General features: G+C 67.0%; 1 protein-coding gene. It reads right to left on the reverse strand.

The genetic code is table 11. The features are described from left to right. Positions 1-303: WD40 repeat domain-containing protein (locus ACFQBR_RS33630; RefSeq protein ID WP_378554992.1), on the reverse strand; the 303-nt coding region annotated here is incomplete at both ends.

Raw genomic sequence — 303 nt, forward strand, 5'->3', positions numbered from 1 at the left:
TCGTGGTTGAAGGCCACAGCGTTCACCCAGTCATCGTGGTGGAAGGTTCGGACGGGGGTGGGTCGGTTGGTGGTGGTGTCCCAGAGTCGTGCGGTGCCGCCGTAGCTGCCGTCGTCGGTTTGGGTGCCGGTGCCGGTGGCGAGGGTGGTGCCGTCGTGGTTGAAGGCCACCACGTTCACCCAGTCATCGTGGTGGAAGGTTCGGACGGGGGTGGGTCGGTTGGTGGTGGTGTCCCAGAGTCGTGCGGTGCCGTCGTCGCTTCCGGTGGCGAGGGTGGTGCCGTCGTGGTTGAAGGCCACAGCG

Origin of the sequence: Nocardiopsis tropica (assembly GCF_042660575.1) — a bacterium.
GTDB lineage: Bacteria > Actinomycetota > Actinomycetes > Streptosporangiales > Streptosporangiaceae > Nocardiopsis > Nocardiopsis tropica.